The sequence below is a fragment of the Brevibacillus nitrificans genome (assembly GCF_003710965.1).
GTDB classification, from domain to species: Bacteria; Bacillota; Bacilli; order Brevibacillales; family Brevibacillaceae; genus Brevibacillus; species Brevibacillus centrosporus.
On the sequence record NZ_RHHU01000027.1, the window covers coordinates 1 to 25,470 of the forward strand.

The following is a 25,470-nucleotide window of genomic DNA, read 5'->3' on the forward strand; positions in this document are numbered from 1 at the left end:
GGTGTCCGAGATGACGCCTGAGGAAAAGGCAGCAGCCAAAAAAGCGGCGGCAGCCGAGGCGCTGGCAAAGGCCCAAGCAGCAAAGGCAGCAAAGGATGCAGCCCAAGGCGGAGACACCGGTGAAGCAGGAGCAGATGCTGATGCCAAGGCGAAAGCAGCGGCGGCAGCTAAAGCAAAAGCGGCAGCAGCGGCTGCTGCGAAGGCAAAGGCAGCCAGGGAAGCAGGCGGGGATTCTGCAGACGCAGGTGGAGAGGATGCCAAGGCGAAGGCAGCGGCAGCCGCCAAAGCGAAAGCCGCCGCAGCAGCTGCAGCGAAAGCCAAAGGGGCGACTGGCGCAGAGGATTCTGGAGCCGATGCAGCACCAAAAGCTCCTTCCAAAAACCAGCCTTACCTGGACAAATACATTTCCCGATTGACAGAGGCGTTTGGCGCAGAAGTGTTGGAAGCCTCTTATATAAACGAACTAGCAAAAGAAGTGCCGACCCTCGTCATTACAAACGAGCGCTGGCATGAAGTGGCTCCCTTTTTAAAAGAAGACGAGCAGCTGGGCTTCGACTATTTGTCCGATTTGCACGGTGTCGATTACGAGGACCGGATGGAGGTTTACTACCATCTGTATTCCTACAAAAATCGGCAAAGTGTGGCAGTGAAGGTCAAAACGAGCAGAGAGCAATCCTCCGTTCCATCTGTCATGAATGTTTGGCAGGGAGCAAATTGGAACGAGCGTGAGACTTTTGACCTTTTAGGTATTCATTTCCCGGGACATAGGGATTTGCGTCGAATTTTGCTGCCGGACGACTGGGTAGGCTACCCGTTGCGAAAAGACTATGTGCAATACGACGAGGAGGTTTAACGAATGAACCAGAACATCCTCACAACGCAAGTAGAAACCTCGCCGGATACAGGCATTCGCACGGAAGAGATGCTGTTGAACGTAGGACCACAGCATCCCAGTACGCACGGCGTTTTCCGTCTCGTCGTCAAAATCGATGGGGAAACGATTCGGGAAGCGATTCCTGTGATGGGATATCTGCATCGCGGCACAGAGAAATTGGCGGAGAATCTCAACTACACGCAGATCATTCCCTATACGGACCGGATGGATTACGTATCAGCGATGACCAACAACTACGTTCTCTGTCATGCAGTCGAAACGATGATGGGATTGGAGATTCCTGAGCGAGCTCAATTTCTGCGATTGATTGCGATGGAGCTGAATCGAGTCGCCAGCCATTTGGTCTGGTGGGGAACGTATTTGCTTGATATTGGGGCAATGGGACCTTTCCTGTATGCATTCCGTGATCGGGAAATGATTCTCGACCTGTTTAACGAGCTTTGCGGTGCGCGCATGACCTTCAACTACATGCGAGTGGGCGGAGTGAAATGGGATGCACCTCCAGGCTGGATCGAGAAGGCAAAGGATTTCGTGCAATACATGAAAAAAGAACTCCCGAGCTATCATCAGCTCGTGACGGGAAATGAAATCTTTATCAGCCGGATTAAAGGCATCGGGAAGTTCGATTCCAAGACTGCCCTGGACTATTCGCTTTCCGGTGTCATGCTTCGTTCAACCGGTATCAAGTGGGACATCCGCAAAGACGAACCGTATTGCATCTACGACCGCTTTGAGTTCGACGTTCCGACGGCGACAGAGGGAGATTGCATGGCGCGTTACCACCTGCGTATGGCCGAGATCGAACAATCTCTTCGCATTCTTGAGCAGGCGCTCGATCAATTCCCTGCTGAGGGAGAGATCATCGGAAAAGTGCCGCGTGTCATTCGGCCGCCAGCAGGGGAAACGTACGTGCGAATCGAATCTCCACGTGGAGAAATCGGCTGTTACATCGCAAGTCAGGGCAAGGATAAGCCGTGGAGGCTGAAGTTCAGACGCCCTTCATTCACCAATCTGCAAATCTTGCCCAAACTGCTGGAGGGTGAAAACCTCGCCAACATGATCGCCATCCTGGGCAGCATCGACATCGTGCTCGGGGAGGTTGACTGTTAATGAGTACACTCTTGCAGCAAGCACCCTCATTGGGAAACACCATTTGGTTTATCGTAGCAGCAGTAGTCTTGCTTGCGGTCCTGCTGGGGTTTGTGACCTACGCCATTTACTTTGAGCGAAAAGTCATTGGGTGGATGCAGCTTCGGATTGGTCCAAACAGGGTAGGTCCTCTGGGACTATTGCAAACGGTAGCCGACGTTACCAAGCTTTTGCTGAAAGAAGATACACGCCCTTTGCACGCAGACAAAGCGCTGTTTACGCTAGCTCCCATTCTGGCATACGCGCCTGCATTTGCTGTATTGGCGGTGATGCCATTTACGGAGAGTATTCAGTTTGCTGACCTAGGGATTGGGCTTTTGTACTACATCGCTTTGTCCGGGATTACCGTCCTAGGGGTAATTACGGCAGGCTGGGCTTCGAACAACAAGTATTCGCTGATCGGGGGTCTCCGCTCCGCTGCGCAGATGATCAGCTATGAAGTTCCGCTGGTCATGTCCGTGGTAGGTATCGTCCTCATGACAGGCAGCATGAATCTCAGTGAAATTGTCGAGGCACAGCGGGATGTCTGGAATATCGTTCCGCAGTTTATCGGATTCGTTGTTTTCATTGTCGCTGCACAAGCAGAGCTGAACCGTACCCCGTTTGACTTGCCCGAAGCAGAGTCCGAGCTCGTCGCAGGTTACCACGTCGAGTATTCCGGCTTCCGCTTTGCGATGTTCATGCTGGCGGAGTACGTGTACATGTTTGGAATGGGGACATTGATTACCGTTCTGTTCTTGGGTGGCTGGCTGCCGATCCATCCCGCACTGAGCTTCATACCGGGTATTATCTGGTTCGTGCTGAAGTTTTCCCTCTATGTATTCTTCCAGTTCTGGTTGCGGGCCACTATGCCACGTATGCGTGTCGACCAGCTGATGTCGTTCGCCTGGAAAGTGCTCTTGCCCGTAGCGTTGTTCAACATCCTGCTCACAGCCGTCGTCATCTCTTATCAGAACGGCATGTTCTAATAAGGGGAGGGGCGCGTAGCTAGATGGATGGAAGGCACGTAGGCTCGCCAAGGATTGTAATGAGCGAGGCGAAGTTCTCAAAACCGAGGGGTGACACACATGCTAGGATTGGCCAAAGGCCTGGGATATACCTTTAAAAAGCTGACTGAGAAAAAAATAACGCATTTCTATCCGGATGTTCCCTTTCCCATGCCGCCTCGTTTTCGCGGCATCCAGCACTTTTCTCCGGAGAAATGCATTGTCTGCAACCAGTGCGCACGTATTTGTCCAACAGAATGCATCCAATTGACAGGCAAGCCCCATCCAGATCCCGATAAAAAAGGAAAGCTGATTGACACCTACGATATCAACTTTGAGCTCTGTATCCTTTGCGATTTGTGTACGGAGGTTTGCCCGACAGAAGCGATTGTGATGACCAACAACTTTGAGCTAGCTGCGTATAGCCGTGATGAGCTGTACAAGAACTTGAAATGGCTGGACGACAACAATACCAACGTCAGGGAGGAGAACTAGTGATGACAGGCGAATTCGTAGCCTTCTTTATTCTTTCTCTGCTGACGATTGGCGGAGCTGTCTTTATGATCAGCTTTACCCGAGTCGTTCACATGGTCATCTCTCTAGGTATTACCTTTATCAGTATTGCGGGCTTGTTCGTTCTCGTCGGAGCAGAGTTCGTGGGAGTCGCGCAGGTACTCGTCTATTCAGGCGCCATTTCCATTCTGATGCTGTTCGGGATCATGCTTACCAAGCATGATGCTTACGACGAGGGAACCGGACGCAAATGGAAAAACAGGTTCATTTTGCTGTTTGTAGCGCTTGTTTTCGCCCTGTTGTTCTGGGGAATCCAAAATACTGCTTGGCCGGCATCTCCGCCGCCTGCTGCATCTGGGGTGAGCAATGCGAAGGAGATTGGTCTGGTAGTCTTCACCGAGTACGTGATTCCGTTTGAGCTGGTATCCGTGCTTCTGCTGGTCGCTTTGATCGGAGCGATCATTATGGCAAAGAAGGAGGGGGATAACGAATGACGGTAAGCATTACCTCCTATCTGCTAGTCGCCTTGATTCTGTTTTGTGTCGGTCTGTATGGAGCCCTGACGAAACGAAATGCAGTCGTCGTTTTGTTGTCGATCGAGCTTATGCTGAATGCGGTGAACATCAATTTGGTCGCATTCTCGAAATACGGGCTGTACCCTTCCGTATCCGGGCAAATTTTCACGTTGTTTAGCATGACAGTCGCAGCTGCAGAGGTAGCGTTGGGATTGGCCATCTTGATTGCCTTCTATCGCAACAAGGCGACAGTGAACGTAGACGAAATGGATGAAATGAAACGATAAGATGGAAACCAGAAAAGGAGGACAAAGATGGATACTCTTCTGCACTACGCTTGGCTCATCCCTCTGTTTCCGCTTCTAGCTTTCATCGTGATCGTTTCGTTTGGTCGCCAGTTGAAAGAAGGAGCTTCACTCGTCGGTATCGTGCTGACGGCAGTTTCGTTCGGGATAGCCGCGCTCATCTTCTGGGAGAGATTTCAGGGGGGAGCGGCAGATTATAAATTCGTTGTTGAGTGGCTTCAGGTAGGGGACATCGTGATCAACATGGGCTATGAGGTCAATCAGCTCAATGCCATGATGCTGGTGATCGTGACATTGGTCAGCCTGTTGGTCCAGATCTACTCCAGAGGCTACATGCACGGAGACGATCGCTTCCCTGTGTTTTATCAGTATCTTGCCCTGTTTACCTTTTCCATGCTGGGTCTGGTGATTTCACCTAATCTCTTGCAGGTATACATTTTCTGGGAGCTGGTGGGTGTCTGCTCGTTCCTTTTGGTGGGCTACTATTTCTTCAAGCCGGAAGCAAAGGCAGCGGCCAAAAAGGCGTTCATCGTTACACGTGTGGGCGACCTAGGTCTGTTTATCGGAATCTGTCTTTTGTTCTGGTGGACCGGAAGCTTTGAGTACGATCAAATTTTTGAAAGTGTGGCACTTGGCAGGCTGGAGCCTTGGATGGTCACGCTGGCTGCAATTCTCATCTTCGTTGGAGCGGTTGGGAAGTCGGGGCAATTCCCGCTTCATACGTGGCTGCCTGACGCGATGGAAGGGCCGACTCCTGTATCTGCCCTGATCCACGCTGCAACCATGGTAGCAGCAGGGGTGTACCTCGTGGCAGCGACCTATCCGGTATTCATCGCATCGGAGACAGCATTGACTGTGGTAGCTTACGTAGGTGGATTTACCGCTATTTTCGCAGCTTCGATCGGTCTGACGCAGCGGGATATCAAACGCGTTCTCGCCTATTCGACGGTCAGTCAGCTGGGTTACATGATGATGGCACTGGGAGTTGCGGGCGCTGCTGGTTATGTCGCAGGCTCCTTTCACTTGATGACCCATGCCTTTTTCAAAGCGTTGCTCTTCCTGGGAGCGGGTAGCGTCATCCATGCTGTACATACGCAGGATGTATTCGAAATGGGCGGTTTGTGGAAGAAGATGCCGATTACCGCGCTCACTTTCTTGATTGGCTGCCTGGCGATTGCGGGGATTTTCCCATTTGCCGGTTTTTGGTCGAAGGAAGCGATCTTGGGTGCAGTGTACGGGGCGCACCGATACGATCTCTTGGTGCTCGCACTCGTGGCTGCTTTCTTCACCGCATTCTACATGTTCCGCCTGTACTTCCTTACCTTTACTGGCGAGGCGCGTGGCAAGCATGAGGCACATGAATCACCTTCCGTCATGACGGGTCCTTTGCTGGTGCTCGCTTTTCTCGCCATAGTGGCTGGGTTCGTCAATACGCCGTATGCACCGCTTCTGACGGATTGGCTGCTTGCTTCACCAACGGGCGATACGATCGCCAGCGTGTTTGGAGAAGGAAGTGAGCATGCTGCAGCATGGCTGCAGGTTTTGGCTCTGGCCATTTCCTTCTTGGGCATCTTGCTTGCCTATCTGATGTACGGGCGAAAATCGATTCCTGCAGATTCCATACCGGAGACGCTGCCATGGCTCTATCGCCTCTCCTATCGCAAGTATTACGTGGATGAGCTCTACCATTACGTGTTCGTTCGTCCGCTTGGATGGCTTGGCGTTTTCTTGAATGCCTTTGACAAGTACATCATAGATGGCTTGGTGGGACTGACGGCAAAGATTACCCAAGGGATCGGTGCCCTGCATGCACGAGTGCAGAGCGGACAGATGCAGTCTTACGGGGCGATGGTTCTGTTTGGATTGCTGCTCTTGATTGTCGCCATCAGCTTGACGGCGCAGGGAGGTGGACTCTTTGGATTCGGTCACTAATATCCTACTGTCAGCACTGGTGTTTTCTCCGCTGCTGGCGATCATCATCCTCGCTTTTGTGCCGAATCATCAGGGCGGTGCAATCAAGCAGATCGGCATTTACGGCACCCTGCTGCCGCTGATCCTGGCTTTGTGGATGTTTGGTTCTTTCAATTACAACGCGACTGCCCTGCAGTTTGTGGAGAAGCACGACTGGATCTCGATTCCGATCGGTTTGGCACAGACTGGAGCGGTATTCACGTTTGATATTAACTACGAGCTGGGTGTAGACGGGATTTCGATGCCGTTGATTTTGCTGACAGCGATCATTGCTACACTCGCGGCAGTGGCCTCCTGGCAGCTCAAAAAGAGGCTGAAAGAGTACTTCATCCTGTTTCATGTTCTACTGATGGGGATGCTCGGCGTGTTTGCGGCCGACAACCTGTTCCTCTTCTTCATTTTCTTTGAGATGACGCTCGTTCCGACGTTCTTCCTGATCGGAATCTGGGGCTACGGGGAACGTGAGCATGCCGCGAACAAATTCCTCTTGTACAACGGGATTGGCTCTGGCATCATGCTGCTCGCTTTCATCGTCATCTTTATCGTGCTGCGTACGATGAATATCGAACAAATCGCAACCATTTTATCTACACCTGAGCATCCGGCGGCAGCGGCACTGTCACCAGCTTTCCGCTACGGATTGTTCTTGGCCTTGTTTATCGCCTTTGCCATCAAGCTTCCCGTGTTTCCGTTCCATACGTGGATGCTGAAGGTACACGTACAGGCACCTCCCTCTATCGTCATGATTCACTCGGGGATCCTGCTGAAAATGGGCGCGTACGGATTGCTGCGTATGGGCATCGGTTTCTTTCCGGAGCAAGCCTACTCGTTTTCGACCTGGCTGGCGGTATTGGGGATCATCAACGTCCTGTACGGAGCCGTGCTGGCTTTCGTCCAAAAGGATTTGAAAATGGTGCTGGCCTACTCCAGTATCAGCCATATGGGAATCGTCCTTCTCGGATTTGCCTCGATGAATACCATCGGGTTTCAGGGAGCGATGTTTCAGGTGGTATCTCACGGGTTTATCTCCGCGCTGCTGTTCTTCTTGATTGGCGTGATTTGGGATCGGACGCAGACCTCGCAGATCGACGAGCTCGGCGGCTTGGCGAAATCCATGCCGTTTGTCAGCGGAATTCTGCTGGCTGGCGCGATGGCTTCTCTGGGCCTGCCAGGGATGTCCGGGTTTATCAGCGAATTTTTCGCCTTCCTGGGCTTGTTCGGGCGCATGCCGATTCTTGCAGCCATCGGAGCCATTGGCATTGTCTTGACGGCAGTTTACCTATTGCGGGCAATCCTGCGTACGACCTTTGGCCAAACGCCGGGACGTTTCGAAGGACTCGCTGACGCGCAGCCGATGGAGGTCATTCCTATGGTGGTGCTGCTGGGCTGCATCATCCTGATCGGTGTATATCCGGCTGTCCTGGGAAATCCGATGCAGCAAGCTCTGAAAACGATCGTACCCATTGTCACGGGAATAGGAGGGTAAATCCATGGACGTTAAAGATATCTTCTCGTATAACTGGAGTTACCTTCTGCCCGAGTTTATTATTCTAGGCTTTGCAACCGTGCTGTCCCTCTTGGACCTGTTCGCGGGGAAACGACTGGGCAAGCAGGTGATCGGCTGGCTTTCCCTGGTAGGGGTTGTACTGGCTGCTGTGTTTGTCTTCGTCAATGTAAACATACTCGACAAGCCGTACAGCTATATGGCGGATATGATCCGGATCGACAACTACGGCAATGCATTCAAGCTGCTTTTCCTGGCGGGAACGGCGTTTGCCTTGCTGCTGTCCCTGTCGTATCTGAAGCAGAGAGAAGTGGAGCACACCGGTGAGTATTACTACCTGCTGCTGACGGGACTTCTCGGTGCGATGGTCATGGCATCTTCTGCTGATCTGATCACACTGTTTGTAGGTCTGGAGCTTTTGTCGCTGTCCTCCTACGTGCTGGTCGGATTGCGGAAAAAGTCGCTACAATCGAACGAATCGGCATTCAAGTACGTCGTCTCTGGCAGTATCGCCACAGCTATTACGCTGTTCGGGATGTCATACGTCTACGGTTTGACCGGAACGACGCATGTGTATGAGATTTCGACCAAGCTGGCGGAAGCAGGCATGGCGGGCTATCAATTCCTCGTCTACATCTCGTTTGCTTTTCTGGCGGTTGGTTTGGCTTTTAAAATATCCGCGGCTCCGAATCATATGTGGGCACCGGATGTGTATCAAGGGGCACCGACTCCCGTCACCGCATTCCTGGCGGTGGTTTCCAAAGCAGCGGGCTTCGCGCTTATGTTCCGTCTGCTGCTGATCTCGTTCTTTAATGTGACAGATGGCTCCAGTCGATTCTTCTTCGACCATGGAAGTCTCTATCTGGGACTGATGGCGGCAGCATCGATGATTATCGGTAACACGATGGCGCTCAGACAAACGAATGTCAAACGCATGATGGCGTATTCGGGTATTGCCCAGGCTGGGTATTTGCTTGTACCGTTTGTCCCGCCGACCACGCTGTTCTTTAGCGAAGTGATCTTTTACCTGTTTGGCTATCTGCTCGTCAGCTTCGGGGCTTTTGCTGTCATCATGGTCGTCTCCCGCGAGCAAGGAACAGAGGATTTGAAAGGCTTTGCCGGTTTGTATCATCGCTCGCCAAGCCTTGCGATCGCGATGAGCATTTTCTTGCTCTCCTTGGCAGGGATTCCGATCACGGCAGGGTTTTTCGGGAAGTTCTATCTGTTCATGAGCGCTCTCGCACAGGAAAACTACTGGCTCTCTGCGATCATGATCATCACCAGCGTCGTTTCGTACTACTACTACTTCGGGATTATACGGCAAATGTACATGCGTCCTGGTTCGAGCGAAGCTGCATTGTACGTACCAAAAGGGATCTGGACCTTTGTTCTCGTGATGGCGGTTGCAACCGTGTTCTTTGGGGCTTTCCCGGGACTCGTAACCGATTATATCCAGGCGCATTTCAATCCGTCATTCGATTTTGGAAATATGCTGCCGCCGAGCTTCCGATGAAACTCGAAACAGCGTAGCGGTTCATGTACAATAGAGGGATAGCCTCGAATCGGGGCTGTCCCTTTTTTTCGTACTTACACTCGTATTTTTCTACAGAGAACAGAGGAGGAAATGAGAGTGCCGCAAGAAATTTACGGCTTTGTCAGCATTATCGTCACGATCGTATTTATCGGTCTTGCTTGGTGGTCCCTGCAGTCGCTTCGCTTTGAGAAGATCGTGAAAAAGCCAAACAGCGGGCAGGCCAAGCTGTTGCAAATCTTTTTGTCAGTCGTGGTAGGGTATGAGATATCTCGCTTCTTCCTCGATTATTTGGGCTGGTCCCTTGCGTTCGGGAACATGTTTCAATAGCAGTCCAAACTTCCAACTGATTTACTGGTATATCCACCCAGTTTCATGTGCAAAATGAGAAGTACAAAGAGATGCATGTGAACGGGAGAGGGATTGAACATGGGGAAATGGTCTGGGTTCGTTATGCTGGCACTTGTTGTGATCTTGGGGGCAATCTACTGGATGCCTGCACAAGCAAAGGAAGAAAAGCCAGTTGCCGCAAAACTGTTACGTGCTTTGGAAGAATCCGGAGCTGCTGGAGAAACGATTCAGGTGCGTGCACGTACCGCGATGGGGCTGGTAGAGAGTCCGGACGAAGTCAAAAGGTTGGCAGAGCGTTGGGCAAAACAACTAGAGATTCCATTTTCCCATGTCGAAATCTCGCGAAAACATCAGATGATCGTGTATCAGTCCGAAACCCAGAAAGAGGGCGTCCAATTGCGCTATGAGGTGTCAGCTGTTTCCAAAAATGGTTCTTTTGACACATATGTAGTGCTGCACTTGACGGGAAGTCCTCAAACGCTACTATATATGGAAGAGATGCAGGAAACGTTCGCGAAAGCCCTGAAAAAAGCCAACTTTATTCCGCAAATTAGCACTTGTATTCGCGGAATGTACAATGATAAGATGAGTGTTGACCAACAGGAGGGTAGGATTTTGTCGATTTTTCGGACCCTCCAAGCAACAGAGCTCGAACGTTTGCAGGATGAGACGGTTGTAAGCATTTCCGGGCATACCCGTATGTGGGAACCGTTCCTTGCGTTAAACGGACAAAAAATGAATCTACAGGTGGCAACCCATCGTGACAGCGATTCTGAAAAAACGTGGATCACCGTAGGAACACCAATTATCACAGTGGAATATTAGCACGCGGAGGGGTACACATTGGATAAAATTATTGTCCGCGGTGGTAAGGCATTGTCGGGGAATGTGAAAGTCTCTGGCGCCAAAAATGCCGTGCTCCCTATTATTGCAGCATCTATCCTGGCCGAAGAAGGGACTTGCGTCATCTCAGACGTACCGGCGCTTGACGATGTCAGGACAATATGCGACCTCTTGAAATCGATGGGAATCTCCCTTACATATGATCATGAAGTGCTGACAGTAAATGCTGCCAAGCTGACTAGCGTGGAAGCATCCTATGAACTCGTTCGCAAAATGCGTGCATCCTTCCTGGTAATGGGGCCGCTTTTGGCAAGACAGGGACGAGCTAGAGTCGCTCTTCCAGGTGGTTGTGCCATTGGTACCCGCCCGATCGATCAACACCTGAAAGGGTTTGAGGCTATGGGAGCCAAAATCGAAATCGGACAAGGGTACATTGAGGCAAGCGTAGAGGGACGATTGAAAGGTGCAAAAATCTACCTGGACATCGCGAGTGTAGGTGCCACGGAAAATATCATGATGGCAGCTGCTTTGGCAGAGGGAACCACCGTGATTGAAAATGCAGCAGAGGAACCGGAGATCGTAGATTTGGCAAACTTCCTGAATCGGATGGGGGCAAAAATCCGCGGTGCCGGTACTGGATCGATTCGCATTGAAGGCGTGGACAAAATGACGGGGTGCACGCATTGCGTAATCCCGGACCGCATTGAAGCGGGGACATTCATGGTAGCGGCAGCGATTACCGGCGGAGACGTGTTTGTAGAAGGGGCGATTTGCGATCACCTCAAATCCGTAACGGCGAAGCTGCGCGAGATGGGTGTTGAGGTGGATGAGCAGGAAAACGGAATTCGCGTTCGCCGCACAGGCGCGTTGAAAGCTGTCGACCTGAAAACCTTGCCGTATCCGGGCTTTCCGACAGACATGCAATCGCAAATGATGGCGCTCTTGCTCGTATCCGAGGGTACTAGCATTGTGACGGAAACCGTTTTTGAGAATCGCTTCATGCATGTGGAAGAATTCCGCCGTATGAATGCCAATATCAAAATCGAAGGCCGCAGTGCAATCGTCGAAGGTGGCTCCAAGCTGACTGGCAGCAAAGTCGCTGCAACGGATCTGCGTGCAGGTGCAGCACTTGTCTTGGCAGGACTGGTGTCTGATGGGGAAACAGAGGTTTCGGCCCTTCACCACATCGACCGCGGCTATGTGAACTTTACGGAAAAGCTGCTGGCATTGGGCGCTGATGTCGAACGCGTCACTCCGGAAAGCAAGACTCGTGAAGTGAGCGTATCTGAATCCATGAAAGTAAGCTTCTCTCCTAATTTTGCATAGGCAAAAAGCGAGACTCTCTGTGAAAGCAGAGGGTCTTTTTTCTTTCTCGCTTCTCTCTCATTCTCGCGTTCTACCGCCTGCGCAAAAGACATAGATATTACAGTGTCTAGCTACAAAGCGAGGAGGATCTGACGCATGAAACGTTACCTACTCCTGTGGTTCATCGTATTGCCGATCTTGCTCGTCGCGATTCCGGCTTCCCTGGTCTACTTCTTTTCGCCAACGGCCTCTACGGGAGGGACTGCGGATGTGGCCGTGTCTGTTCCGGACAAACCTGCCAGCACAGGACCTTCTCTACCGGTGAAAGTTTACCGCACCGAGAAAAAGGTGGTGGAAACGATGCCTCTGGAAACGTACATCGCTGGCGTGGTAGCAGCGGAGATGCCTGCCGAATTTGAACTGGAAGCCTTAAAGGCGCAAGCGATGGCAGCCAGAACTTATATCGTTCGCAGGTTGAACGAAGGCAAGCTGGACGATGTGCCACAGGGAGCCCAGGTACTGGATACCGTACAGCATCAGGTGTATATGGATGATGCACAGCGGCGTGAGCGGTGGGGGGACCAGTACGAATGGAAAAATCAACGAATTTTGCAAGCCGTCCGGGAAACGGCAGGTGTCGTATTGACTTACGATGGAAAGCCGATCGATGCGACCTTTTTTTCTACCAGCAACGGCTTTACGGAAAACTCGGGGGAGTACTGGGAACAATCGATTCCGTACTTGAAAAGCGTACCGAGTCCCTGGGACATTCAATCGCCGCGATATGAAGAGACCGTAACGATGTCTACCGCTCAGTTGGAAAAGAGTCTGGGTGTCAAATTGACACAGGAGGCATCCACCAACGGAGCATGGTTTCAGATCGAGGCAAAAACGACAGGAAACCGGGTTGGCAAAATCAGCATTGGCGGCAAAGAGTTTTCGGGACGGGAATTCCGGGAGAAGCTCAATTTGAATTCTTCTTCCTTTACCTTGGAGCTGCGTGGCGGCCAGGTGTACATTACGACCAAAGGATACGGTCACGGCGTCGGCATGAGTCAGTGGGGAGCGAACGGTATGGCGAAAAGCGGAAAGAACGCCGAAGAGATCGTAAAGTACTTCTATCAAGGAATCTCCCTGCAAAACTTTACGAAATTCGTCCCAGTTTAGTTACGTATCTGCAAATTTTTACTTTTCCCTTCTCTCTCAGGTTTATACGCCAAAATTCTGGCGATACTGAGGGATGAGGTGATGAAAATAATGGAAGATCAAAAAAATCAAAATCAACCGATTCCTTTCAAGAAGGCAAGTGCATGGAAAAAAGTCTTGGGTAAGAAATGGGCATTTCCCGCGATCTACATCGGCACCGCAGCAATCATTCTCGCTTTTGTGATGTGGTATCAGGGCAGCATCATCAGCACCGTCTCCAATTTGACAGACGTTAAGGAAGACGTGGCTGTGACGACTCCCGAAACCCCGGCTGAACAGCCACAAGGCGAAGAAGCGGTTCCAGTCGCAGGTACAACGCAACCGTTGGTATGGCCCGTTGGCAAGCAAGTGCAGTACGAATTGGGGATGAGCTTCTATGATGAGCAAGCCTCCAAGGACAATCAGCAAAAAGCGTTGGTCAAGTACAATAACTCTTTCTTCCCGCACACAGGTATTGATCTGAAGTCTACGGATGGCAAAAGCTTTGATGTCGTAGCTGCTTTGGCAGGGAAGGTCGTAAAAGTGGAAAACGACCCACTTGTCGGAAAAGTGATCGAAGTGGAACACGCGGATAAAATGGTAACGGTGTATCAAAGCCTGGAAAACGTAGTCGTGAAACCAGGCGATGAAGTGACCCAAGGCCAAGTTATCGGTTCTGCTGGACGCAACGAATACGAAAAGGATTCTGGCGTTCACCTTCACTTTGAAGTTCGCGTCGATAACAAGTCTGTAAATCCGGAGCAATACTTGATTCAAGGCGAACCGGAAGTAAAAAACCAATAATCGGTCATTTTGCCAAACACCTGTGAAGGGATCTCCTTTCACGGGTGTTTTTTGCATGAAAAAGGACAATTTTGCCCAATGTGTACAAACTGTTGAAAAAAGATGGGGCCGTGCTGGCTTGTCAGGCTTGGAAACGTAGAATATGTGTCCCTACGCACCCATATATTGTATCAGACAATGTAGATACAAGGAGGCGAGTGACGTGCACGACTACATCAAAGAGCGAACCATCAAAATCGGCCGATATATTGTGGAGACGCGAAATACGGTCCGGATGATCGCCAAAGAGTTCGGTGTTTCGAAAAGTACAGTGCACAAGGACTTGACTGAGCGGCTGCCTGAGATAAATCCAGAGTTGGCGAACCAGGTAAAGGAAATTTTGGAATATCACAAAGCCATCAGACATTTGCGAGGTGGAGAAGCCACGAAAATCAAGTACAAACGGCGCAGTAAAAAGGTTCGAATAGAACAGGAGGAGAGTGTGTAAGAAAGAATTTCCTTGTCCTCTTACGTAGAAGAGCCTATGATATTAGGTAGAAATGTAACTGGTAACAGGGAGGACCTTTCATGTTTGGCAAAGATATCGGGATCGACTTGGGGACAGCCAATGTCTTGGTTTTTGTAAAAGGCAAGGGGATTGTCCTGGATGAACCATCTGTCGTAGCAATAGACAGCAAAACCAGAAAAGTATTGGCTGTGGGCAACGAAGCGCGCCGAATGGTGGGCCGTACCCCAGGGAACATAGTAGCGATCCGACCTTTGCGAGAAGGAGTTATTGCGGATTTTGAAATTACAGAAGCCATGCTGAAACACTTCTTGACCAAGATTGGCGGAAAAAGCATGTTTGCTCGCCCGCGAATCTTGATTTGCTGCCCGACGAATATTACTTCGGTTGAGCAAAAGGCGATTCGAGAAGCGGCTGAACGCAGCGGCGGCGCCAGAGAAGTATACATCGAGGAAGAACCGAAAGTGGCTGCAGTAGGGGCAGGTATGGACATTTTTCAGCCGTCGGGCAATATGGTAGTGGATATCGGTGGAGGTACTACCGATGTCGCTGTCCTGTCGATGGGCGACATTGTCACTTCATCCTCCATCAAAATAGCAGGCGATACATTTGATGTGGCTATTATGCGGTACATAAAAAATAAATATAAGTTGCTGATTGGAGAACGCACGGCTGAAGACATCAAAGTTCAGATTGGGACCGTTTCCGATACGCGCCAGGACGAAATGGACATTCGAGGGAGAGATATGGTGAGCGGGCTGCCACAGACGATTACGATTCGCTCGAACGAAGTCCAAGAAGCCCTGGCCGAGTCGGTTAGTGCGATTGTACAAGCCTCAAAATCTGTTTTAGAACGAACACCTCCGGAACTTTCTGCCGATATAATTGATAAGGGTGTTTTCTTGACCGGTGGCGGCGCATTATTGCACGGTATCGACCAGATTCTGGCGGACGAATTGAAAGTCCCCGTCCTGGTAGCGGACGAGCCGATGATGTGCGTAGCCAAAGGAACAGGAATGATGCTGGACTACCTGGACAAAGTACCAGCGCACCGGAATAAGAAATTATTCAGGGGGTAAGATTACGTGATCAGAGGCTTGTATACGTCTGCATCAGGCATGTTGGCCTTGCAGAACAGGCAGGAATCGCTGGCGAACAATCTGGCTAACGTCAACACTCCAGGGTTCAAACAGGACATGGGTGTGATGCGCGCTTTTCCAGAACAATTGATTTCCCGCATTCGCGACCAGGAAGGTCCTGATATTGCCGGCTATCCCAATTTGGATGGACAGGCTGCGGTTATCGGACGTCTGGGCTCCGGTGTTTACATGTCGGAGGCTCTTCCTCTGTTCAAGCAGGGAGATATCACCGAGACGCGGAATCCTTTTGACGTAGCATTGCTGGACAACCTCCAGCCAGATCAGGACGGAAACGAGCGGAGACTGTTTTACAGCGTAGCGAAGCTGGAGGATGCGGCACAACCTGCACAGCCAGAGGATGTGCGCTATACGCGAAACGGTAACTGGAATGTGAATTCGGAAGGGTATCTCGTTACGGCGGATGGCTATTATGTATTGGATAACGATCGTCAGGCCATTCGGGTGAACGACCCGGTGACTGGTCTGAATATTGGACAAGGACTGAAGATTAGCCGTTTGGGCGAGCTGCAGTACGAAGATCCGGTAACCAAAGACCTGGTAACGATGCCGAACAACCTAAGACTGGGACTTAATGTGGTAACAGATCCGCAAAAGCTCGTTCGGGAAGGCACCAACATTTTCCGATACGAAGGTGACGGGGAAGTCGAGGCGCTGGACGAAGCCGAAGCAAATGATCAGGCGGCGATTGCGGCTGGACAGTACACCGTTCCGACTATCGCTGGACGATATGGAACACAGCAAGGCTGGGTGGAGCGGGCAAACGTCGATCCGATGCAGACGATTACAAGTATGATGAGCGCATTGCGCGCTTACGAAGCAAACCAGCGTGTCATCACGACCATTGACGGCACCATGGAAAAAGCGGCGAACGAAATCGGCCGGGTAAACGGGTAATAGGAGGTAGCACAGATGCAGTCGCTTAACATATCTACCGCCGCTATGCGCGGGATCCAGCAAGCACTGGACAATACGTCGAACAACCTGTCGAATCTCGATACGGTTGGGTACAAGCGTCGGGTGGCTTCCTTTTCTGAGCTGCTCTCCGACTCGATGAACGAGCAGCCCAAAGCCGATGAAGAAAACCGCAATACCCCGCCTGGCTTGCGCGTAGGCAGCGGGGCACGCCTGGGAATGATCAAGCTGGACATGGGTCAAGGAAACATGAAACAGACCGATGTGCCGACAGACCTGATGATTGAGGGCGACGGATATTTCCTCGTTACGAAAAAGATCAAGGATGCTACGGGAGCAATCATTGAGGAACAAAACCGTTTTACACGTGACGGCTCCTTTAAAATTCAATACAATGATGATGAGGGAGGCTATGTCCTTCACACAGCCTCTGGATATACGTTGACGGACAATAGCGGCATTCCGATTGTTTTGCCGGAGCCGGTACGCGATATTCAGATCTCCAAAGAGGGGATGCTGACGGCAGATGGTACCGAGTATGCGCCGATCGGTCTGTGGAAAGTGGACAACCCTGATCAGCTGCAGGCGGTAGGCGGAAATTTGTATGACGCAGAGCTGGCGTCCGGGGCTGCGCCTGACAGCAAATATGTGAACGCCATCGATGAAGGGATCGCGACTCTTCGCCAAGGCGCTTTGGAGACTTCCAACGTGAACATGGTGGAAGAAATGTCTCAGCTGGTGAACATTCAGCGTGCGTATCAGCTGAATTCTCGTGCGATTGGCATTAGCGATCAGATGATGGGAATTGCCAACTCCATTCGAAGCAGATAATAACTTACTGATGATGACGGGAGAGAGGAGCATGGATCGAGGAAAGGGACAACCATTCCCGCGTGAAGCCCAGGAGATCAAGACCAAAGAACGCGTACGAAGAGGCAAGAACTGGCCCATCGTCCTGATCAAGATCGTGATGGTTCCGCTGCTGCTGTTCCTCTCACTGATCGTCGGTTTGATGATCGGCTACGGCGTTGTAGGGCACGAGCCAGCTTCTGAAGTGTTTGATCTCGGTACATACAAGCATATGTGGGACTTGCTGTTTGCCGGTACGTAATGAACGTGTCTTAGATGAACGCGTGGCTGAACCAAATGGTTTGGGCACGCGTTTTTTGCGGGGACTTGTTGGGGCGATTGTCCACAGAGTATAATAGATCGAGTGGTTGAAAAAGGAAGTGACGATCTGACTACGGAGGGATATCCGTGAATCTTCCTAATTTGCTTACGGTCTTTCGCCTTGTCCTCATCCCCTTGTACCTGTACGTCTTTTTTTCCGAAGCACCGTATCATGTAGAGATTGCTTTGGGTATCCTGATTTTGGCGGGGTTAACAGACATTTTGGATGGGTATATCGCGAGGAAGCATAAGCTGGTGACCACGTTCGGGATCATGATGGATCCTCTTGCGGATAAATTAATGATGATGGCAGTGATCGCATCGTTGTTTTTGACCGAGCGCATCAGTCTGTGGGCCGCCTTGTTTTTCTTTGCGCGGGACATCGCGATGATCGCAACAGGAGCCGTGTATCACCTGCGGGGCAAAAAGACGGTACCAGCAAATACATATGGCAAGCTGACCACGGTATTATTTTACCTGGTATTCCCTTTGGTGATGTTTCGTTATGAATACAGCGAAGCCATTCTCTGGTCAGTCATTGCGTTTTCGTTTATCACGAGCGCGATCTATCTGGGAAAGTTTCGTTTGTTGAACCGGTCGTAATGATGGGGAAAAAGAGCACTTCCCACTCTGGGAAGCGCTCCTTTATCTTAACCCCTGGCCCCGTTTGAACGGAGTTGGGTGTTGTTTATAGTCTCACTTCGCAGACGGGTCTTCATGCATGGACAAGTCTAGTTAAGAATGGAAATGGAGCGGTGTAATATGGAAATCAAAGCGCCTCTAGATATCGTACAGATTCAGCAAATCATTCCTCATCGGTATCCGTTTTTGCTGGTGGACAAGATCGTAGAGCTGGAGCAAGGCAAAAAAGCAATCGGTGTGAAAAATGTAACGATCAACGAGCCGTTTTTCCAAGGCCATTTTCCTGGGTATCCCGTCATGCCTGGCGTCCTAATTGTGGAAGCTTTGGCGCAGGTCGGCGCAGTAGCTATGCTGAGCGTAGAGGAACATCAAGGAAAAATCGGACTGTTCGCGGGGATCGATGAGTTCCGCTTCAAGGACCAAGTAAAGCCCGGTGATACGCTGACGCTGGAGGTTGAATTGACCCGAGTGCGAGGTACGGTAGGAAAAGGATACGGGAAAGCATTGGTAAATGGCAAGGTAGTAGCAGAGGGTGGACTGATGTTTGCACTGACTGCAGGAGCAGGGGCACATTCTTGATCTTATTGAATGTGCCTTTCTTTTCAGGTAAAATGGCTAGTGGGCAACTTATACATTGAAGGTGAAACCATTGACCAAACAGGTCGCAAGTATATTAGGTGTACCGTTTTCTACACGAGGCTTTCGCGAAAGCGTGGACTACATGGTCGAAAGGATCGAGAGCGGAAAACAGACACATGTCGTTACCGCCAACCCGGAAATCGTCATGCTGGCGAGAGAACACCGGGGCTTTCGTGCTATTGTGGAACAAGCCTATGTCGTTCCAGATGGTATTGGTATCGTGTACGCCGCCAAATGGACGAATCAACCCATTTATGAGCGCGTTACGGGAGTCGAGCTGCTGGAGGCTTTAATGGCCGAAGCGGATCGGCGCCGTTGGAGTGTATATTTGTTGGGGGCGCACCCGGAGGTCATCAGTTTGGCTGCACAGAAGCTGGCTGAGCGCTATCCGAGCGCGCGCGTCGTCGGGTATCGGGACGGATATTTCCGACAAGACGAAGAAGAACAAATCGTGCAAGATATCGCGGAGAAAAAGCCCCACCTCTTGTTTGTGGCGTTGGGGGCGCCGAGACAGGAAGAATGGATGGTCAAGTATCGCGATCAGTTGAATGCTTCCCTGATGATGGGAGTGGGCGGCAGCTTTGACGTCATTTCCGGGAAAGTAAAGCGTGCCCCTGCTATCTGGCAGAAACTGCATCTGGAATGGTTTTATCGCCTGGTATCCCAGCCTTCCCGCTGGAAGCGCCAGCTCGCTATTCCGCGGTTTGTCCTGACAGTCTTGAGAGAAAAATGGAGTGGCCGCTCCTAGATGCACCCGTAGAGAGGAGAACAGTCGATGTCTACATTGATCTTCGGATTACTGACTTCGCTGATCGTATCATTTATCGCAACACCCTATGTTATGAAGCTCGCTATCAAGGTAGGGGCAGTAGATGCACCGAATCAACGCAAGGTACATACGCGGATCATGCCGCGAATGGGCGGTCTCGCTATTTACCTGGGTTATCTGGTTGCGTTCTTCCTGTTTGTACCATACTCGAGCATGGGGGAAATGCTGGGGATTTTCATCGGTAGTACGATTGTGATGATTGTGGGGATGCTGGATGACAAATACCAGCTGTCTCCAAAGTGGAAGCTGCTCGGCCAATTGGTGGCCACAGCGATTGTCGTCATTCCGTTTGGTTTGAAAATCGGTGTCGTCAATCTGCCGTATACCGGAAGCATTGACTTCAGCAGCGGATGGCTCTTCTGGCTTGCGATCCCGATCACGATGTTCTGGATCGTCGGGGTGACCAACGCAGTCAATCTGATCGACGGTTTGGACGGTCTGTCCGCAGGCGTTTCAGCGATTGCTACGGCAACGATGGCAATCATGGCGCTGCTCATGGGCGATCACAAAGTCGCGATCTACTGTTTTGTGCTCCTCGGAGCCATTCTTGGTTTTCTGTACTTCAACTTTCATCCGGCCCGCCTGTTCATGGGCGATACCGGTTCGCTCTTTTTAGGCTTCAATATGGCCGCCCTGTCGATCATGGGCTTTAAAGAAGCACTTTTCGTTTCTTTCATCATCCCGATCGTCGTACTGGGCGTTCCGCTCTGGGACACGTTCTTTGCCATCGTGCGCCGCATCGTGAACAAAAAGCCGATTTCCAGCCCGGATAAAGGGCATCTGCATCACTGTCTGCTGAACATGGGCCTGTCCCACCGCAGCACGGTACTGACGATCTACTCGATCAGCATCTTCTTCGGAACGATGGCGATCCTGCTCACCAAGACCACCAAGTGGACAACCATTATCGTCATGGTAGCCCTGCTCATCGTCACACATCTAGCTACGGAGATCGTCGGCCTGGTAAGCCGCCGCCACCGCCCACTGATTAACGCGTATCGTCGGTTGAGACTGAAGCAGGCGGAGCAGCAGAGAAGAACACAATAGGTTGGAATGGTAGACGAAGAGCTCCTGCAGATGCAGGGGCTTTTTTTTCGCCATTATTTAGGGGGAAACCCTTAAGTACAAGCGATGTTTTTCCGATAAAGTAAGGGAGAAGTATGAGTCCGGGCTTATATCAAAAACGGGCTGTAGCATGAGTATCAGAAAATATGGAGAGGTGAAAAGATGAAGAAGCCATATCAACAATTTCGTCGTTGGTTTGCCATGTGCCTGACGATGATGCTGCTTGTCACTGGTGTGTTGCCGGCGATTCCTGCGTTTGCGGCGTTGGGGTCGAACTGGGCGAGTGCTACTACACCGGCGAGTTATGTTATCAGTGGTACAGGTACTACGTTCGCTGACCCAATCAAAACAAAGACTCGACTAATATCAGGGGTTACGATGGTACACAATGCCAACAAAAATGGCCTTGGTATCGATGTTGTGGTGGATGGAACAACCGTTGTAAACGCACAGACTTTCAACGGCCAATCGGTTACACTGCCTGACTTTTATTTAAATGGCAGCGGTGGAGTGACTAAAGTAACCGTTAAACCAAAAACAACGACCGACCCAACGAATGATACAGCAGAGATCTACTATCAATATGTACCAAGTACTGCTACGCCTGGAACGGGTCAATTGAAGTTCCAAAACACAGGGCAGGGTGAATATGCGACAGATCCTATCCCAGTTACTAGCCGTACGGTTACGGGAATTAAATATGACTACTCGGTTCCGACGTCTATAGACAAAACACAAGCAGTAGAAGTAAGGGTAAATGGAACGACCGTTCGAACCGTGTATGGAGCAGGTGGAACAACGAACCCTCTGCCTGATTTGGACCTTTCTCCAGGTTTGAATGCGATCCAATTGTACGCTTCCAATACGGGTGAAAGTGACGTTATCTACTACGAGTACAATTCTACAAATAGCCCGATTACCATTACGAACTTTTCGGGTGGAACCACAGCCTATAGTCCAGTTGTCTACGGTGATTCGAAAATTACCTTGATCGGTACGTTTGGCAGTGGTGTTTCGGGAACGAACCTACGCATTAAAATCATTACGAACAATGGGCAGACTGTACAAGATTTGAGCAATACAGCTCCCCAAATTAATGGTAGCACCTTCACCTTTACAGAAATTGGCCTGAAGCCTGGCCTGAACCAAATCGCTTTCTATGAAAAAGTGGGGAATGTCACGAAAGAACATTATCAATTTTATGTTCAGTACAACAATACTCCACTTGTAAGCGATCTGAAGATTAACGATACACCACTCAATGATCCAAACGTAACATCCAATCCTACCTATATTACAGTTCCGTCCGTTAATCGACTGACACTGAATATGGACGGGAAAGCACTGAACGCAGATACGGTTGAAGTGAAAAACCTGCGCACAGGTGATACTGTCAAGACATCCGTAAACCGTACGGGCTCCTTCGGTTTGAACATCCCATCTCTATTGGGAGAAAATACGCTGGAGATCCGCGTTTTCAACCAGGATAAAGAAGTCGGTACTTTCGTTCGCAAGCTTTTGGTAGCTACTACTTCTGCAGGAAATGCGGATCAGTTTTATAAAGCGTTTTTAAATGGGGTAGCACTTGTTCCTGATCAACAAGTCATTATTCAAGGTGCAGCATCCTCACCAGCAATGAATTTGACGGGTACAGCACTCTTGCGCTTTGTTGACATTACCGGTCAGCAAGTATTCGACCAATTTAAGCTGACCATTACGGATAACGCAGGAACTTCTATTCCGCCAATTCAATTAACAAGTTCGAACTTTACACCTATTGGAAACCCTCAAAGTGGTTTTACAGAGTACTCGATTACGGCACCAATTCCGGCTGGTACTCTTGTAGACGGTAGAAGCTATAAAGCAAGTCTGAGCTATCAGTACTATGAAAAAGGCTCAACTGGATTGGTTGATTCGCCTTCGGGCTGGATTACAATCAACAATTACGAGTACCAATTCAAGTATCTGGACAACACGAAGCCAATCATTGAGACAGTCACCAATGTATCGACTTCTCAAATTCTTTCCCCAATTAGTGCAAATACGATTGTGACTTCGCCGCTGGATCTAGCTATTAAGACGCAAAACATTGCTTCAGCAGCAAATCTGGATATTCTTTATAATGGAAATTCGCTAGATCCTGCGACAGATTATACGCTGACTGGTTCAGGCAATAGTTATATTCTGAAGTTAAAAAAACTCCCGCAAGGTTTAGGAAAGCTGACCATTTCTTATACAGGAACACCTGCTACAACTGCTGACTACACCCTAGATGTACGGATTACGCCCTACGCGCAAGTCACCTATGTAGATTCCACAGGGCAGGTTCGCAGCTTTGAGGATGGTTACCAAATCAAGAGCGACAATGACATTCAAAACCTGGATGTTCGCGTGTACAACTATGTGTTGAAAGCATCCAATGTCAAAGTTTCCTTGAACAATGTAGATCTTTCAATCGATTCATCCGATATTGATACTAGCAAAGGTACATTGCGTATCCTGAAAGGCAAACTGAACTATAAAAAAGGAAACAACGTATTGAAGGTGTTGCTGACAGACGATCCACAAACCGTCTTTACCTATAACGTTTCCTACAATACCTCCAAGACGCCATCCGTCGAGGACGTAAAACTGGAGATCAACTCCAACGGCGATACAGAAGAACTGACGAAAAAAGCGACGGATTCTTCGTACCGCACAGGAGCAAACTTCCTGAGCAAGCTTAGCTTTACCGTAAACGATGCGACGCATGTGTACATTGAGAAAAACGGAAAACGGATTAACGATTTCCGTTACAAAAGTGGAGACTGGGATCAGGATACAACGAATCAAGAGTATGTGAATGCTCGATTGGATGCAGCCCTGAACAACGATTTGGAAGAAATTTATGATGACAGAAACATCGATTCCATCTCTCGTTCACGTTTTGAAGGGAAAATGAGCTCGAGCCAATACGGTGACCTGGTGGAAGAAATCCAGGATGCAGTCACCGATGCAACTGAACAGGAGCAAAAGCTCGGTCTGTTCCCACTGACCTTGAAAAAAGGCGGAACGACGGTCTACACGATCGTAGCAGAAGATGACAACGGTACTGTCATTCGTTACGACATCAACATTGAACAAAATTACTCCAGCTGGGAAGTTCTTTCCCCAGTGAAAGCAAAAGAAACCGACCAATACATCATCGTAAACAGCAATAGTGCAGTCGTAAAAGTGTTTGCAGAGAATGCAAACAAGGTTCTATTCGGCAAAACCGAAGCGAAGGTCACGAACACAACAAACCGCGACTTCTATTATGATGATGATTTGGGTAAAACAATCCCAGAAACTTATTATGTGTTTACGTCTACGGTAACATTGAAAAAAGGCCTGAACACGGTGAAGTTCTCCGTCGTAGTAGGTGATAGTACCTACGACGACCAGATTCAAATTTACAATGCCAACTCTACGGTTAACGGTGCGGAATACCGTGAAGTATTAGGCAAGAAAGTATCGTTCAGCGTATTTGAAAAGCAGTTTGAGCTGAAGTTCCCTGCAGGAACAGTGCTGCTCTCGCCAGATGACAACCGCGCGGGTCAAGAAGTAAAAGATCCAAATGGCGACATCTTCGTAGATGTACCGCTTTACTTCGGTATCGCAGACCGCACGACAGGACAAGTCAACATCGCAGATGATGACTTGGAAGACAGATTAGTTCTCGAGTCCAACTTTAACTACGCTAGCCCACTGTACTACGTGGATGCTGGGGATACAGAAGCACCAGGTGGACGTGACCCGTATTACGATGAAGGTGATGCTGAGGACTTCAAGAGCCGTTGGGAAGACAATCTGGTTCCTAGCCGCCGGGGTACACTCACGATCAAGTACGATCCATCCATCGTAAATGCGGCCAACAACATTTTGACGATCTACTACCACAACGGTGACGAATGGAGAAACATCGGAGGGGTAGTCAATACAGGCAGCAAAACGGTACAAGTGCCGTTCGCTGGCTTCGGTTTCTACATGGTCATGAAAACAAGAGAAACATATGATGACGTAGTTAACCATGATTATGCTCGTGATGCGATTGAAACTCTGTACGCAAAAGGTGTAATGCCGGCATACAGCGGCAGCTCCTTTGGCGCAAACCGTGATATGTCCCGCGGTGAATTCGCAACGATGCTCGTAAAAGCATTGTCATTGCCAATCAATGCTGGTCCATATCGCGATAGCAACGAGCGAGATCCGTTAGAGCCAACATTTACAGACGTGCGTCCAAACCGAGATCAATGGGATTACGAATACAAGTACATCGAGACAGCAGCCCGTGCTGGTATCATTCGCGGTAAGCAGCCTGGCTACTTCCGTCCAGATGATTCACTGTCTCGTGAAGAAGCAGCAATCATGATTGCCCGCGCCATGAACTTGAAGCTGGGCACGCTCGAAGCTTCCAAGCTGTCCTTAAACAAAATGTTTACGGATGCAAAAGACGTAGGCTACTATGCAGCACCTTCCGTCCTAGTCGTTGCCAAGGCGAAGCTGATGAACGGATCGGCTAACGATCCAACGGCGAAAAAGCCAACGTACAGCTTTAAGCCAACGAATCCTCTGACTCGTGCAGAGATGGCAGTCATCACCGTGCGCGTCATGGTTCAACTGAAAAAGCTCCCGAAACAGTAAAACAGTAATGCGTAACAATCCGACTATAT

The 25,470-nt window shown here is 50.0% G+C and carries 24 protein-coding genes; all 24 read left to right on the forward strand.

What is annotated here, in order from left to right:
• Positions 1-853: NADH-quinone oxidoreductase subunit C (locus EDM59_RS29715; protein ID WP_122926901.1), on the forward strand; the 853-nt coding region annotated here is incomplete at its 5' end.
• Positions 854-856: 3 nt separating this feature from the next.
• Positions 857-2,005, forward strand: coding sequence for an NADH-quinone oxidoreductase subunit D (locus tag EDM59_RS29720; RefSeq protein WP_122926902.1), 1,149 nt, complete (start codon positions 857-859; stop codon positions 2,003-2,005).
• Positions 2,005-3,012 (forward strand): NADH-quinone oxidoreductase subunit NuoH, encoded by a 1,008-nt coding sequence (nuoH, locus tag EDM59_RS29725; RefSeq protein ID WP_122926903.1) that lies wholly within the window; start codon positions 2,005-2,007, stop codon positions 3,010-3,012. The genes EDM59_RS29720 and nuoH overlap by 1 nt, the downstream gene beginning before the upstream one ends.
• Before the next feature lie 99 nt (positions 3,013-3,111).
• The gene (nuoI, locus tag EDM59_RS29730) at positions 3,112-3,525 is read left to right on the forward strand and encodes an NADH-quinone oxidoreductase subunit NuoI (protein ID WP_122926904.1); all 414 of its coding nucleotides are present in this window, start codon (positions 3,112-3,114) and stop codon (positions 3,523-3,525) included.
• A 2-nt stretch (positions 3,526-3,527) separates the two neighbouring features.
• A complete protein-coding gene (locus EDM59_RS29735) occupies positions 3,528-4,037 on the forward strand; it encodes an NADH-quinone oxidoreductase subunit J (protein WP_092268259.1) in 510 nt (169 codons plus the stop codon).
• Complete coding sequence (gene nuoK, locus EDM59_RS29740; protein WP_092268258.1) at positions 4,034-4,345, forward strand: NADH-quinone oxidoreductase subunit NuoK; 312 nt, start codon at positions 4,034-4,036, stop codon at positions 4,343-4,345. The genes EDM59_RS29735 and nuoK overlap by 4 nt, the downstream gene beginning before the upstream one ends.
• A 27-nt stretch (positions 4,346-4,372) precedes the next feature.
• The gene (gene nuoL, locus EDM59_RS29745) at positions 4,373-6,295 is read left to right on the forward strand and encodes an NADH-quinone oxidoreductase subunit L (protein ID WP_122926905.1); all 1,923 of its coding nucleotides are present in this window, start codon (positions 4,373-4,375) and stop codon (positions 6,293-6,295) included.
• The gene (locus tag EDM59_RS29750) at positions 6,279-7,820 is read left to right on the forward strand and encodes a complex I subunit 4 family protein (RefSeq protein WP_122926906.1); all 1,542 of its coding nucleotides are present in this window, start codon (positions 6,279-6,281) and stop codon (positions 7,818-7,820) included. The genes nuoL and EDM59_RS29750 overlap by 17 nt, the downstream gene beginning before the upstream one ends.
• Positions 7,821-7,824: 4 nt before the next feature.
• Positions 7,825-9,351 carry an NADH-quinone oxidoreductase subunit NuoN gene (gene nuoN, locus EDM59_RS29755; protein WP_122926907.1) on the forward strand — a complete coding sequence of 509 codons (1,527 nt, stop codon included), beginning with the start codon at positions 7,825-7,827 and terminating at the stop codon, positions 9,349-9,351.
• Between the two features lie 117 nt (positions 9,352-9,468).
• Complete coding sequence (locus tag EDM59_RS29760) at positions 9,469-9,699, forward strand: DUF1146 family protein (protein ID WP_122926908.1); 231 nt, start codon at positions 9,469-9,471, stop codon at positions 9,697-9,699.
• Positions 9,700-9,798: 99 nt separating this feature from the next.
• Positions 9,799-10,545, forward strand: a complete 747-nt coding sequence (locus tag EDM59_RS29765; RefSeq protein WP_122926909.1) for a YwmB family TATA-box binding protein — start codon at positions 9,799-9,801, stop codon at positions 10,543-10,545.
• An 18-nt stretch (positions 10,546-10,563) separates the two neighbouring features.
• The gene (gene murA, locus EDM59_RS29770; protein ID WP_092268252.1) at positions 10,564-11,889 is read left to right on the forward strand and encodes a UDP-N-acetylglucosamine 1-carboxyvinyltransferase; all 1,326 of its coding nucleotides are present in this window, start codon (positions 10,564-10,566) and stop codon (positions 11,887-11,889) included.
• Between the two features lie 135 nt (positions 11,890-12,024).
• Positions 12,025-13,035 (forward strand): stage II sporulation protein D, encoded by a 1,011-nt coding sequence (gene spoIID, locus EDM59_RS29775; RefSeq protein ID WP_122926910.1) that lies wholly within the window; start codon positions 12,025-12,027, stop codon positions 13,033-13,035.
• 90 nt (positions 13,036-13,125) lie between these two features.
• Positions 13,126-13,857: a stage II sporulation protein SpoIIQ gene (spoIIQ, locus tag EDM59_RS29780; protein ID WP_122926911.1), complete on the forward strand. Its 732-nt coding sequence runs from the start codon at positions 13,126-13,128 to the stop codon at positions 13,855-13,857.
• A 202-nt stretch (positions 13,858-14,059) separates the two neighbouring features.
• Positions 14,060-14,344 carry a sporulation transcriptional regulator SpoIIID gene (spoIIID, locus tag EDM59_RS29785; protein ID WP_055745664.1) on the forward strand — a complete coding sequence of 95 codons (285 nt, stop codon included), beginning with the start codon at positions 14,060-14,062 and terminating at the stop codon, positions 14,342-14,344.
• Between the two features lie 80 nt (positions 14,345-14,424).
• A complete protein-coding gene (gene mreB / locus EDM59_RS29790; RefSeq protein ID WP_122926912.1) occupies positions 14,425-15,441 on the forward strand; it encodes a rod shape-determining protein in 1,017 nt (338 codons plus the stop codon).
• Between the two features lie 6 nt (positions 15,442-15,447).
• A complete protein-coding gene (locus EDM59_RS29795; protein WP_122926913.1) occupies positions 15,448-16,416 on the forward strand; it encodes a flagellar hook-basal body protein in 969 nt (322 codons plus the stop codon).
• A 15-nt stretch (positions 16,417-16,431) separates the two neighbouring features.
• Entirely contained in the window at positions 16,432-17,265 is an 834-nt protein-coding gene (locus tag EDM59_RS29800) for a flagellar hook-basal body protein (RefSeq protein ID WP_122926914.1), read from the forward strand.
• A gap of 31 nt (positions 17,266-17,296) precedes the next feature.
• Entirely contained in the window at positions 17,297-17,545 is a 249-nt protein-coding gene (locus EDM59_RS29805; protein ID WP_092268246.1) for a DNA-directed RNA polymerase subunit beta, read from the forward strand.
• Positions 17,546-17,685: 140 nt separating this feature from the next.
• Entirely contained in the window at positions 17,686-18,207 is a 522-nt protein-coding gene (locus EDM59_RS29810; protein WP_122926915.1) for a CDP-alcohol phosphatidyltransferase family protein, read from the forward strand.
• A gap of 159 nt (positions 18,208-18,366) precedes the next feature.
• The gene (gene fabZ / locus EDM59_RS29815; RefSeq protein WP_092268244.1) at positions 18,367-18,825 is read left to right on the forward strand and encodes a 3-hydroxyacyl-ACP dehydratase FabZ; all 459 of its coding nucleotides are present in this window, start codon (positions 18,367-18,369) and stop codon (positions 18,823-18,825) included.
• 70 nt (positions 18,826-18,895) lie between these two features.
• Positions 18,896-19,633, forward strand: coding sequence for a WecB/TagA/CpsF family glycosyltransferase (locus EDM59_RS29820; RefSeq protein ID WP_122926916.1), 738 nt, complete (start codon positions 18,896-18,898; stop codon positions 19,631-19,633).
• A gap of 27 nt (positions 19,634-19,660) precedes the next feature.
• A complete protein-coding gene (locus EDM59_RS29825; RefSeq protein ID WP_122926917.1) occupies positions 19,661-20,761 on the forward strand; it encodes a glycosyltransferase family 4 protein in 1,101 nt (366 codons plus the stop codon).
• 180 nt (positions 20,762-20,941) lie between these two features.
• Positions 20,942-25,441, forward strand: coding sequence for an S-layer homology domain-containing protein (locus tag EDM59_RS29830; RefSeq protein WP_122926918.1), 4,500 nt, complete (start codon positions 20,942-20,944; stop codon positions 25,439-25,441).
• Positions 25,442-25,470: the final 29 nt, after the last annotated feature.